This window comes from Psychrosphaera sp. 1_MG-2023, from assembly GCF_030548245.1.
In the GTDB taxonomy this organism is placed as follows: domain Bacteria; phylum Pseudomonadota; class Gammaproteobacteria; order Enterobacterales; family Alteromonadaceae; genus Psychrosphaera; species Psychrosphaera algicola.
Genome location: NZ_JAUORW010000010.1, coordinates 54,261 through 67,856, shown reverse-complemented (window position 1 = coordinate 67,856; position 13,596 = coordinate 54,261). Strand labels below are relative to the sequence as shown.

Here is a 13,596-nt window from a genome sequence, read left to right as displayed (position 1 = left end):
ACTGATTGATTTCAACATGTCAATACAAATGCGAATAATTATCAATTAGATTAATAGTGTTTCCGTAGCACATTTTTTGTTTTAAAAATTTAATTCCACATCACATTAAAACGTAATAATAAAAATCAGCTTTATTATCGAATTGACCGTAAGATATGATGGCAAAGGGATAGCAGTAAAAAGGCTTTATTAATGGCTAGAAACAAAAATACAAAAAAATCAAAAGGCTCTACTGGAGCGAACCGAAATGCGACAGATAATTTCATCGAAAAATATGCGAATAAGGCAAATGTTATTAGGCATGAAGAAGGGTTTTATTTTAAAGTCATAGAACAAGGTGACGGCGACAAACCGTCATTATTTGATTCGGTAAGAGTAAATCAACGTATTTTATTGGCGGATGGCAGTGTTATTGCCGATACCTATCGGACTGGACTTGCCGATGAGTTTAGTTTAGAAGAAGCGATTGAAGGCCTAAAGCTTGGTTTGCCGTTAATGTCGGTTGGTTCACGATATGAGTTTGTTATCCCCCCGGAATTGGCTTGGGGCAAGAAAGGTAATCGCAGCAAAATTGGACCTAATGCAGTCATGTTCTTTGATATTAGGCTGGTTAAAATTGTTTAACGAACAAAAGTTAACTATGCCCGAAGCTACACAAGTCGACGTTAATTTGACTCAATTTTTATTTGTCATTAATTTACGTGGTGCGATAAACAATGGCTAAACTAAAATAATTCAACGGTTGGATTTATTCAGCCGAAACTTCATTTTCACTTAAGGTCAGTTTAATGCCCCATGATCACAGTCACAGTCATTTACATTCGCATGGTCATTCTCATGGCCACCATCACCATAATCACGACGGAAAATTAAGCTTAGCGGTTTTTATCAATATTCTACTCACTATAGTGCAAATTATAGGCGGTGTTTTATCGGGGAGCTTGTCATTAATTGCCGACGCCCTGCACAACTTAAGCGATGCCGGGGCAATTTTAATAGCCATTTTTGCAAGGCGAATTGCAAGATTGCCAGCGAGCAACAAGATGACATTTGGTTTTAGAAGAGCCGAAATCTTGGGGGCCTTGATCAATAGCACTTCCCTTGTTTTAGTTGGGATCTATTTAATCTTTGAGGCCGTTAGTAAGTACTTTAATCCTCAGCCAATTGATGGCTGGATAATTGTCGGGATCGCGTCCGTCGCTTTTTTAATTGACGCTGCAACTGCCTGGCTCACCTATAAGTCAGGTGTAAAAAACAACCTTAACCTTAAAGCCACTTTTATTCACAATTTATCAGATGCCTTTGCCTCTATTGTCGTCATGGTAGCGGGCACACTTATTATTTTGTATCAGTGGTATATTGTTGATTTAATTGCAACAATTGGTATTTCACTTTATGTCATTTATCAAGGTTACCAACTTGCAAAACAAAGTATGGTCATACTTATGCAAGGCGTACCTGCCAATATCGATGTGGATACACTTTGTCTTGAGCTGGAAGGCATAGATTCCGTTGTTAAAATCTGGCATATCCATGTATGGCAGCTCGACGATACCAATATATTTTTAGAAGCCTATGTCGAACTTGATACCTCTGGTGATCAACAAGATTTAAGCCCGATCAAAGCGTTTCTAGTGGAGCGCTACGGAATTCACCACTCAACTATAGAAATCACCAAAAAACGTTTAGACCCAGAAACTGAGTCGGAAAATTGCTATCAAAACTAAGCTCATAAAAGCGTAAATATAGCCCATAAGCAAAAAGGTCAGATAACCCTATTGAGGTTGCTGACCTTTTTAATCACTTTATTGTTATGCCTATTACGATTCTCTAATCAGGTAATCAAAGGCAGATAATGACGCTTTAGCTCCCTCTCCCATCGCAATAACAATTTGTTTATATGGTACGGTTGTTACATCTCCGCAGGCAAATATCCCGGGCTCAGATGTTTGGCAACGTTCATCTATGATAATTTCACCATGTTTGGTTCTGTCGACAATATCGGCCAAAAACCCACTGTTTGGTACTAAGCCTATTTGAACAAAAATGCCGTCAAGTGACTGTAATTTTTCTTCATCCGTATTTCGGTCTGTGTAGGCTAAACCAACCACTTTACCATTGTCAGAAACCACTTCTTTTGTTGCGGCACTTTTGATTATGGTTATATTGCTTTTGGCTTCAGCTTTATCAATCAAAACTTTGTCAGCTTTTAGCTCAGACATAAACTCAAACACGGTCACATGTTTCACCATGCCGGCTAAATCTAGTGCCGCTTCAATACCAGAGTTGCCACCACCGACGACGGCAACATCCTTACCTTTGAAAAACGGTCCATCACAATGTGGGCAATAGGCGACACCATTTCCGATATTTTCTTTTTCACCGGGAACCCCCAGTTCACGCCATTTGGCACCAGTGGCAATGATTATCGATTTTGTTGATATTTGTTCACCTGAACTCAACTGCACGAGTTTCACCTTGCCACGTTCTATATTTTCAACTCTAACATGCTGTTTAACCGTAACGTCGTAGTCGTTTAAATGGGCCTGTAAATTATTAGTCAGTTCAGGCCCTGTTGTTTTAGGCACTGAAATAAGGTTTTCAATACCAACAGTATCTTTAACCTGTCCGCCTATACGGTCGGCAATTAGTGTTACTTTAAGCCCTTTACGAGCACTGTATATGGCTGCTGCAATCCCTGCTGGGCCGCCACCGATTACGGTGACGTCTTGTTCTGGCAATTGCGGAGCATCGTTTTGTTTGGCCGCATCTGGGTACTTTTCCAATAACTTGTCGACTAACACTGAGGTATCGACCTTGCCATTGGCAAATAAGTCGCCGTTTAAATAAACGCTCGGTACACCCTGAATATTACGAGACTCCACAAGGGATTGGAACAAACCGCCATCGATCATTTCACTGCTGATATTTGGATTTAGCAATGCAAATTGATTTAATGACTGCACAACATCTGGACAGTTATGACAGCTCAAAGAGACAAACACTTCAAAATGCAGCGGTTGATTAATATTAGCGATAATTTGTTTTAAACTTTCGTCAAGCTTTATGGCTGTGCCCGCCGATTGCAAAATAGCTAATATAAGCGAATTAAATTCGTGGCCACTTGGGATCCCCGAGAAATAGACGCCGTTAAACTCATTGTTGGTTTGGAGCGCAAATGTAATTGGGCTGCGTAATCCAGCGTCTTGTTCAACAAATTCTAACTTGTCTGAAACTGAACAAAGCCCGGATAAAAATGCCACCAATTCAGCACGACTGTCGTGTTGCCCTGTTTGTAATACCAAGGTGACCTTTTCATCTAACATTTCTGCGTAACTTTTTACTGCGTTTAAAATTTCATTACTTAACATAATTCACCTCATTGATGGCGGTAGACTAACGGGCATTGAATGTTGCAATGCCCATTAGATAACTAAAAGAAGAAACTCATATGGTGTTTACACCGGACTCATATGAGTTTCTAAGTGCGTCGGACTTTAAATTTTACCGACTAGGTCTAAACTCGGCGTTAATGTTGCTTGACCTTGTTCCCAGGCTGCTGGGCATACTTCACCGTCATTTTCACGAACATACTGAGCGGCTTTCACTTTGCGAAGCATGTCTTTTGCCGAGCGGCCAATGCCACCAGCGTGAATTTCTGCAACTTGAATGATGCCGTCTGGGTCAGCCAAGAATGTGCCACGGTGTGCCATGTGATCTTCTTCAATCATGACGTCAAAGCCACGAGTAATTTGGCCAGTTTGGTCACCTAGCATTGGAAACTTAATTTTGCCAATCGCGTCACTTGAGTCGTGCCATGCTTTGTGTGAGAAGTGTGTGTCTGTAGATACTGAATACACCTCAACGCCTAATTTTTGTAATTCGTCATATTGATTTGCCATGTCTTCTAACTCTGTAGGACATACAAATGTGAAGTCCGCTGGGTAGAATAAAAAGATTGCCCACTTCCCTTTCACGTCTTCAGATGTGACTGGTACAAAATCGCCATTGTGAAAAGCGGTTGCTGAGAAGTCTGGGATTGATTTACCGATTTTAGCCATTGTTAATTTCCTTCATTTCTAGTTTGGTTTGTTGAAAGCACGTTTGCTTTCGATGGGGTAATATTAGGGCAGGAATATAAATTAGAAAATTTGATTGAATTGAAGTTTATGTTCTATTAAATTGAACTATAGATTTTATTAAGTGCAAAAGAGAAAAGATGATTTCGTTAAAACAAATACGCTACGCGCTTGCTGTAGGGCAAACACTGCATTTTAAAAAAGCAGCTGAAATGTGCAGCGTTTCACAATCCGCATTAAGTACTGCAATAAGTGAATTGGAAAAACAACTTGGTGTTGCAATATTCGAGCGCAATAACAAACAGGTCCTTGTGACCAAAGAAGGCGAGTTATTTTTACAAAAAGCGCAGAACATTAAACGTGAAATGGATGACTTAGTTCAACTATCACAACTGAGTAAGTCTGTATTATCCACCGAATTGTCATTGGGCGTTATCCCGACCATTGGTCCGTATTTGCTACCTAAGGTGCTGCCTAAAGTTCGAGAGCTTTACCCTGATTTTCGTTTGCAAATAGTTGAAGACCAAAGTCATGTATTAGTTGATATGGTGCGCAGAGGCGAAATAGACGTTGCCGTATTGGCCTTGCCTTATCCTACTGAGGGATTGCTAACCTTAGAATTTTGGCAGGAAGATTTTTATTGGGTGAGTCACAAAGATGAATGCCCAACACAACTTGACGAAATCACCAGCAGTCAAATGGAATTGGATAAGTTGATGTTACTCAAAGATGGCCATTGCTTAAAAGACCATGCACTTGAAGCCTGCCAGTTACAGTCGGTAAAACAGCGCAGTGACTTTCAATCGGCAAGCCTACATACCTTAATTCAAATGGTCGCGGGAAAATTGGGCACCACCTTAGTTCCACAAATGGCGCTTGATCAGTTAATCACCCCGCAGTCTGAGTTACGGGCTTTGCACTTAAACGAACCTGGCCCTCATCGTCGTTTGGCTTTTATCGTTAGACCAAATTTTGTCAAAATGCAGGATGTGTCTGAATTAATCAAAATCTTCAAATCGCAATTGAAGACGGCCGACTCACCAATCTAAAATTCAAAGGGTTAAGATCACAAAATCACTTCGCGTCTTAGCCCGATATTATCTCAGTTGTGCTACCGTTTATGCTGACGAATGGTAACGCGCCACAGACAATATGAGCTTAAGGCAGGCATACAATCTGTATGCGAATTTTAATCGCCCAACGCTGTACAATAGAAAAAACCAAGATAGTATTGACTAAGATTAGTTAAAGAGAAAATAACAATAAAAAGGATGTCGAAATGAACCAATCTAAACCCTCTACTGTTCAGCGATTTTTAGATAAAGTCGAGGTTGTAGGTAATAAACTCCCCGACCCCGCTGTGCTATTTATCGCCCTACTTTTCATCGTATGGGCACTATCTTGGGTGTTATCAGGTATAGATTTTGATGCCATTGATCCCCGTTCAGGTAAAGAATTGATAATTAATAATCAATTAAGTGGTGATGCCATCACCCAATTTTTTTCGTCAATGGTAAATAACTTTTCTCATTTTCACCCCGTTGGCGTGGTTCTCGTCGCCATGTTAGGTATTGGTGTTGCTGAATATAGTGGCTTTATCAACGCGGGTTTACGAGCAATTATGGCTAAAACAGCGACCTGGTTATTGACCCCAATGGTTATCCTTGTTGGTATCGTCAGTCATTCGGCTATTGATGCTGGTTATGTATTAGTTATCCCACTTGGTGGCGTCATATTTTATGCCGCAGGCAGACACCCATTAGCCGGTATTGCAGCGGCATTTGCTGGGGTTTCGGGCGGATTTTCAGCTAACTTCGTGCCATCTGCCCTTGATCCAATGTTACAGGGAATTTCCCAAGCGGGCGCTCAATTGCTAGACCCAACAGTGGTATTAAACCCTCTTAATAACTATTATTTTACAACAGCGTCTTCTGTTGTAGTCACTCTATTGGGTTGGTTTATTACGGATAAAATTGTCGAACCGAAACTGGCAAACAATAAACTCGATGGTGATTTATCCGATCTTCCAACTATGGAACCATTGGAATCAAATGAACAAAAAGCACTACGTTGGGCATTATTTTCTATCATCATAGGTGCCATAATTTTGTTTGCCTCTGCCTATCCACAAGATTCAGCTTGGCGTGCAGCTGACGGCTCGCTTACCGCGTTCTCTGCACCATTAATGAAATCAATCGTACCGTTTATTTTCTTATTGTTTCTCATTCCTGGCCTAGTTTACGGTGTTGCCATTGGCAAAATTAAATCGTCTAAAGATTTTATTGAAGGAATGTCGAAAGCCATGTCCGGTATGGGCTATTACCTTGTGATCATGTTTTTTATCGCTCAGTTTATTTACGCTTTTGGACAGTCAAATTTAGGCATATTGTTAGCGGTCAAAGGTGCTGCATTTTTAAAATCAATGGCGTTACCATCAGGAATTACGATTACTGGGATCATCTTTTTGACCGGTTTTATTAATTTATTTGTTGGTTCTGCGTCAGCAAAATGGGCACTGTTAGCACCAATTTTTATCCCTATGTTAATGCAATTAGGTATTTCCCCAGACCTAGCACAGGCGGCCTATCGTATCGGTGACTCTAGCACCAATATCATCACACCTTTGATGCCTTACTTCCCGCTCGTGGTGGTATTTTGTCAAAGGTATGTGAGCAGTGCCGGTATTGGGACGTTAACAGCAATGATGTTGCCGTTTTCGATCTGCTTCTTAATTGTTTGGACACTATTTTTAATGCTGTACTGGGGAGCGGGAATTCCTCTTGGATTGCAAGCCAGTTATGAATATCTTGCAAACTAAATAGTGACTAGAACTTGCTAACGAGCAACGTTCTAGGCTTAAAAATATAATCAGGAATAGCCATTGGCCACTTATTAACTCAATGTTTTAGTTGAGTATAAGTGGCCTTTCATTCTATTTACTTGTTAACTCTCGATTATTTAACCAAATGGTATTGGTTTACCGTTAAATTTTGCAACTCTGTTTGTTCGCCATTACGCCATTTAACTCGTACTTTTTGCACATCTTTGCATTCCCCTAACCCAAAATGAACCTGATTATTTAAGCTTTGAGAAAATGCATTTCCGCCATTACTTATCGTCGTTTGTTGCATTTGATTACATGCCCAAATAGTCACTTTTGCATCCAGTTGGTCGATTTTTTTAGCGGGAGATTGGCCCACAACAAACCCAATAAAATGAGTCGATTGCCCCTGAACTAAGTTATTGCTAAACAGATGCCATAACCCGCGTTCATTTGCGTAAAGAAGATCAATGTCACCATCTTTATCATAGTCGAGTACATTCGCACCATTGCCTGTCGCCCCGATTTCATCGGAAACAATGTTATGCACTTCGGAGGTTGTGAACTTAATGCCTTTGTCATTAAACAATAAAAATTGCTTATTTTTTGTCGCCATATTGCCGTATTTAATCACAACCATGTCGGGCCAACCGTCATTATTGAAATCAGCAACCGCTGAACTTGTGGTTTGTTCATTAATTGCGTTACCTAGTTTGTCGCTGGCATCAACAAACCTGCCGCCTTTATTTTCAAACAGTTTTGGCGGATATGGTGCAATTGTAGTAGAGCCAAGATTGTTCTCTACGTTTAGTATAACGCCAGCATTTCGTGCCCGCGTATCCACCAGCAATCGCCATGTATTGTCACCTAAATAACCAATGTATATGCCTTTCTTAGTTGGTTTAGAGGGCCAGCCAGTTGCTTGTTGTTGAGTAAGTGTGACATCTTTATGGCTATGTCGGTCACTTTCGAACTCAAGTTTACGCATACTTTTTCCGACAAATACATCAAAGTCTGGATAGGCCATTTGTAGGTTTTTTAATTCAAAATTGCCTATAATCGACAGATCAAACTGTTGCTTTTGTTTCTTAAAAGTAAAAAAAGCAAAACGTTTAGAGCTTGCATCATAAAATTGCTGACGAGAAAATTGATGCTCCGCTCGAGTTATGAACAAATCGTCGTCCCCATCGTTGTCAAAGTCTATTTCGTTGATGCTACTTACATGATTTGTTTGATTTAACGCGCCTAATACATCTTTAGTATCATCGACAAAATCCAGTTTCCCTTTATTTGTCACCGCAACAATGTCAGCACCACCGTAAAAAAGCAGATCCTTAAAACCATCGTTATTGTAATCAACCGTTTGTAAACGATAGCCTAGCCATTTAGCTTGAGGCAGCAATTTAACAAATTGGTACTGCTCATTGTTATCGAGTTTATAAAGATGGTTGGCACCCGCTTTCTGAGATTTAAGAGGAAAACCAGTCGTTATCAATTCTAAAGTACCGTCATTGTCGGCATCGATAAAATTGATCGCGCGACCGCGGGTAAATTCAAAATGTTTCATATCATTTTGTTTCAGAATTTTTCGTCCCTCATTTACCTCAAACAACAAAGGAAACTTAGGGTTTTTGCCATCGCCGCCGCCTTGTGCGACAACAATTTCTATCTTGCCATCTTTGTCATAATCAGCTGCAACAACCCCGTGGATATCTCGTGTTAGCAAGGTTGTAGGTTGAGAATATCGCCCACCTAAGTTCCAATAAACATTCAGTTCGTTACCGTGGTCAGTCAAGATTAGATCCTGTAAACCATCTTGGTCTAAATCAACGACTACAGGGCCGTCCCATTTTCGTCGGTATCGCTCACCGGTTGGCAAAATATCGCGATTCATCGGCTCAAATTGAGCCGGTGATTTGTCGTCATTTACGTCAATTGGATTCAAACTGCAACCACTAAGTAAATAAGCAGAAAGAACGATTGCCAAGGAATAACTAGCCACTTTATGGCACGCTTTTGAGATAGTCTTCATGTTAATTACCAACGTTTATCACTGAATTGAGTTTAATGTTTGTAACGTCTTGCAACTTCACTGTTTGGTCACTCCACGTGACTTTAATTTCTTCGATTGCCTGACAGGCTCCTAATCCAAAGTGTACAAATGGATTAAAGCTGAGTGAATACGCTGCACTTGTTGCGCCGACCTTTTGTATTTGCTCAACTCCACACGCTTTTATCGACACTAACGCACCTAATGGCGAAACTTGGTTATGTTTGCCCACATTTATCGTTACAAAGTTATTTCCCGACCCCTTGACCTGATTTTTAAACAAGTGCCATTTTCCGCGGTCATTGCCAACAACCACATCGAGTTGCCCATCTAAATTGTAATCCACTACCTGTGCGCTCATTCCGATTGCCCCTAATTCAGGTGTGACAATATTGTGCGTAGCGCTTTTAACAAATCCACGTTTTTTACCTTGGTTCATCAATAAAATTGAGTTAATTGGCGTGACCAAATTGCCCCTTGGTACAACAAGAATGTCAGCGTAACCATCATTGTTAAAGTCCCCGACGGCACTGCCCATAGAATGTTCAACGTCTATTATCTGTTGGGCGGCAGTGACGTCTTTAAATACGCCATTGGTATTTTGCAGTAATACGTCTTTTAAGCCTGGGCTCACCGTTTGTGCTGGATAAGATTTAACGCCGCGTACAATGGCTGTCATTGGCGAAAATATATTGGCGGCGACTCGCCATTGCTGGTTACCGACATAACCAATATAAGCGCCTTTTTTATCTCTTTTATCAGGAAATCCAAGGGCGTCACTATTTACTAACCGGACATCTCGACCTGAATGGGTTTCTCCCGAGTAATCGTACTCATAACCTGATTCGCCGATATAAAGGCTTTTATGTGGCCATTGTGATTGAAAATTTTCGAGTTGAAAAATATCCCCCATCACTAAATGTTCAAATTGAAATTCACCACGTTTTGCGAAAAAGCCCCATACTTGGCTTGCCGCGTCATAAAAGGTATCGCCACCGTCAAACTCTTTACCTCGGGTAAAAAACAGATCAAAATCACCATCATTATCAAAATCAATTTCGGCCACCGATGTTACGTTTAATAGTGGTTTGGCAAAAACGTTATTGGTTACGTCGATATAACTAAAATCCCCTTTCCCTTGATACAGCTTTACGGCACCAAACCCGTACAAAAGAATGTCGGCTATGCCGTCGTTGTTATAATCGGTTACAAGTGTCTTTTGCCCATCAACCTTGATGGCGGGTAATTGATTAATGAGCAGGAGCTGACCATTATTGTCGTTTTTATAAATGTAGTTTTCGCTTTGGCCTTTTTTAGCTTGATCAGGAAAAGCGAAGTTGAGTAAATCGAGCTTGCCGTTATTATTTAAATCAACAAACTTAACCGTACGACCCCGCATGTTTTCAAGCGGAATATCAAAATCGGCAACTTCACTAAAACGGCGATTTTTGTCGACGCGAAACACTTTTGAGTTTCTGGCATTGCTGCCAGAGCCGCCGCCTCGGGCCAGAATAATTTCATTTAAGCCGTCTTGATCAAAATCGGCGACTGAAATCCCGTGTACATCTCCCATAATCAAATCATATGGTTTGGCATATTTTCCTTGGTTATTCCACATAACACGGATGGCAAAACCATGATCATTTAATAATAAGTCGGGATAACCGTCTTGATCTAAATCGGCAACAACTGGCGCATCCCATTGTCTTAAATTTTTATTTTCACGCTTAAAATCCGAGTGCAGTTGTTGAAAAACAATTCGCTCATTTGAAAGTGGTTTTGGATTGCCATTTGCTGTTTGGCACGCAATGAGAATAGCTAGGGTCGATAATAGCGATACTCTTGAAAATAAGCGTTTTTGACCATTAATCATTTGAAGCTCCTAAAAATAATGGGGAAGATGATTGTCTGAGCGTACGAACCCAAATGAGGGCGACTAAAAAAAACCAAGGCAGACTCCCGCCACTGGAATTTTGGTTTTCAGGCTTGTCTACAACGGCCTGTTCATTAATCGTTAAGCTTATGCTGTCCGCTACTAAACTCAGTTGTGATGTCGCTGTGATCTGTACGTTACCCGCCGCTACTGCTGTAACGTTCCCGTTATTGTCTACCGTTGCCACATTTGAATTGCTAGACGACCAATGGAGGGTTTTATCTGTTGCGTCTGTAGGCAGTATATCTGCGGTCAAAGTCAGTTTTTCACCAACGGTTAATGAAGTAGCAGACGATTGTATTTCTATCGAATGCACTTCTATATCACTCACACCTTCGAGTAAATCGAGTTGCAGTAATTGCACGTCCATCGGTTGCATTTCGATGTTATTTTCTACGTTATTGCCAGTAATTACATCGACGATACCGGATACTTTGCCGATGCTAGACAACAGCTTAACGTTGACGGTTTGTTGGCTGGTATTGATGAGAGAAATACCTCGTCGTTGTTCGTTACCAGCAGTTGCAGAGCCAGATGTCAAAGATGCCTGACTCAACAGGACGCCATGAACAACTTCAAGTTCAGCATTTTTGACCACGATATCCACGTCCTTGTGCGGAACTAACATCGAAACCTTTACCTGTAACTCTTCAAGCATGGCCAATACGTTATCTCGTTGAAAGCGAGCATATACAGCCAAATCAACGCCACTTGTTCTTGTTTGCCCCAACTCAGTTTTAGTGAAATTATTGTCATCATCCATTAGCACTATATTGCCACCGCGTTGTGCAAAGGATTGAAGACCAGTCAAATCTTCGTCCGAGATAAATCGAGTGGCGGACAAAAACAAGGTTTGTGAACTCGGGTTTAAGGAATCAAGGGTCGATGGCGTTGCAAATCCTACCGCCACATTTTGTAATTTAAGCGCCTCGTACATTTCTGACATATACAGGGTATATTTGGGGTCCTGAATTGCCGCATCCTTGTTGTAATAGACCATAAAGTCTCGCTCAACTGGCGTTAATGACAGTGCCAAATTACCATGTGCATTAATTTCTTTCCAAGCACGGCCGTAGGCGTCGAGTTGAATTGGCTGAGTGACACTGGTTCCGATGAAGTCCGCGCGAGTATCGATGGCTCCATCACTTTTGCGGTTCCAAACCCAAGTGGTAACTGAGCCTAAACCGTGCGTGATCCCTAAATAAAATGTCGCTCGCACATATTCTGGTGACATATGAAAATCACGCCATCTTGACCCTGATAAATTATGCCACTCTGAATCATACATATGTTTGTCTGGTGCTATGGATTTCATAAAATCGAGCATAATGCTTTGCGCACGCCATTCAAGACTGTACCGCTGACGCCAATTTTGCTCATGACGTAGGTCCCATTCAGCAGCAAATGACGACATTTGCGCATCCGATCCCGGCATATCAACCAAGTTAGTGATAAATTCAAAATCCAAACCTTCGTCCTGATAAGGCGTATGGACTGAACGTTCGCCCATCACTTTGACATGGGTTTTAGCATGTGGGTCAACGTTATGAACACCGTCGTGTAAAAACTGAAACCATTGATTACCACGTTCCAGATTAAACTTATTCCAGTCATACCAAATAGGTCCACCTTGAAAACTAAGGGAGATTGGCGGGATGTACGTGTTCTTAACTTCAGAAAAATTATTAAAGCTTGTTTGGTAAACGACATTAAGCTGGCTTATCGTATCGTATTTATGTTCTAGCCACGCTTGGTATTTATTCATGGTAAATTCCGATACGCCACGGGCCGACTCGACTCCACCTTCCCGTATTGAAAACATAGGCTCATTGGCAATCATATGAACTCGCTCGTTATCCCCTAAAGGTTCAATCGCCGAACTCAATTGCTCCTCAAACAAAACGTTTAACCACGCTTTGGTATTTGGGTTGTCTATGTCGTAATCGGTAAATATCCGAGAGCCGTCAAATGCCTGAGGGTAATCTTCTCGCAGCCAAAATGACTGCGGGACTATATGGCCTAAAAAATACTGAATAGGCGCTCGATTTTGTGCGGTTTGCTCGGCAATACTGCTTCGTAAACTCGACTTGCTCCAGTTTTTAATTTTGTTTTCAGTTTCCAAATGTTGCACCGACAAATACCCTTCGCCACTTCGACCAAACGCCTGCATAACGTCTTCGGTATTTGGTTGCCAAAAAAACTTACTGGCAAATACTTTGTCATCACCAAGTTGGTAATGTGTGCCCTGGAGCTTAATTTTTTTTGTGGAGAAATCTGGCGGCGTAGCGAGGGTGATATTGCCATCGATCTGCTGTTGTAATTGCGCTATCGCCGAATCCACAACGTCGATACAATCGAGTAGCTCATCAAATGGCAAACCTGTTGGGCCAACAGGATCGAAGCGGGAAAAATACACGGCGTCATACATTTGCTGAACCACTTCAGGGTGATTTCTGTCCCATGGTGCAAATATGTCTTTAAACAAGCGTACCGTTGTTTGCGACACCTGGGCGTAGTCGACATTAACTCCGACAGCGATAGCCTCTTCTACTTTTTTATCAAGTTCACTACTTTTTTCATTTACTTGCTTTAACAACGCTGTAAATGTCGCGTCATCAGTGGGCCCATCATAAATAGCGGCACACAAGTAAAGTGGCAGCAATATGAGGGTTGAAACCATCAATTGACTCAGGTTTTTAAAGTTCATTTTTTT

At 41.2% G+C, this 13,596-nt stretch carries 9 protein-coding genes; 4 read left to right on the top strand and 5 right to left on the bottom strand.

Features of this window, described 5'->3' with window-relative positions; translation table 11 throughout:
- The first annotated feature begins 192 nt into the window (after nt 1-192).
- Nucleotides 193-624 (top strand): FKBP-type peptidyl-prolyl cis-trans isomerase, encoded by a 432-nt coding sequence (locus Q4575_RS11015; protein WP_303522991.1) that lies wholly within the window; start codon nt 193-195, stop codon nt 622-624.
- 164 nt (nt 625-788) lie between these two features.
- On the top strand, nt 789-1,727 hold the full coding sequence (locus Q4575_RS11010; RefSeq protein ID WP_215964109.1) for a cation diffusion facilitator family transporter: 939 nt from the start codon (nt 789-791) through the stop codon (nt 1,725-1,727).
- 93 nt (nt 1,728-1,820) lie between these two features.
- Here the strand turns inward: Q4575_RS11010 and ahpF are convergent, their stop codons facing one another.
- The gene (gene ahpF / locus Q4575_RS11005) at nt 1,821-3,371 is read right to left on the bottom strand and encodes an alkyl hydroperoxide reductase subunit F (protein WP_303522990.1); all 1,551 of its coding nucleotides are present in this window, start codon (nt 3,369-3,371) and stop codon (nt 1,821-1,823) included.
- A 126-nt stretch (nt 3,372-3,497) separates the two neighbouring features.
- The gene (gene ahpC / locus Q4575_RS11000; RefSeq protein WP_215964107.1) at nt 3,498-4,061 is read right to left on the bottom strand and encodes an alkyl hydroperoxide reductase subunit C; all 564 of its coding nucleotides are present in this window, start codon (nt 4,059-4,061) and stop codon (nt 3,498-3,500) included.
- Nucleotides 4,062-4,219: 158 nt separating this feature from the next.
- Here ahpC and Q4575_RS10995 point away from each other — a divergent pair, with 158 nt between their 5' ends.
- Nucleotides 4,220-5,128: a hydrogen peroxide-inducible genes activator gene (locus Q4575_RS10995; RefSeq protein ID WP_215964106.1), complete on the top strand. Its 909-nt coding sequence runs from the start codon at nt 4,220-4,222 to the stop codon at nt 5,126-5,128.
- Nucleotides 5,129-5,358: 230 nt separating this feature from the next.
- On the top strand, nt 5,359-6,897 hold the full coding sequence (locus Q4575_RS10990) for an AbgT family transporter (protein ID WP_303522989.1): 1,539 nt from the start codon (nt 5,359-5,361) through the stop codon (nt 6,895-6,897).
- Between the two features lie 136 nt (nt 6,898-7,033).
- Here Q4575_RS10990 and Q4575_RS10985 read toward each other — a convergent pair whose 3' ends face one another.
- From Q4575_RS10985 to Q4575_RS10975, 3 genes are read right to left on the bottom strand one after another with little or no spacing between them, the layout of a single operon-like run.
- A complete protein-coding gene (locus Q4575_RS10985; RefSeq protein ID WP_303522988.1) occupies nt 7,034-8,932 on the bottom strand; it encodes a CRTAC1 family protein in 1,899 nt (632 codons plus the stop codon).
- 1 nt (nt 8,933) lies between these two features.
- The gene (locus Q4575_RS10980) at nt 8,934-10,823 is read right to left on the bottom strand and encodes a CRTAC1 family protein (protein ID WP_303522987.1); all 1,890 of its coding nucleotides are present in this window, start codon (nt 10,821-10,823) and stop codon (nt 8,934-8,936) included.
- A complete protein-coding gene (locus Q4575_RS10975; RefSeq protein WP_303522986.1) occupies nt 10,816-13,590 on the bottom strand; it encodes an Ig-like domain-containing protein in 2,775 nt (924 codons plus the stop codon). Before Q4575_RS10975 ends, Q4575_RS10980 begins: the two co-directional genes overlap by 8 nt.
- Nucleotides 13,591-13,596 lie beyond the last annotated feature (6 nt).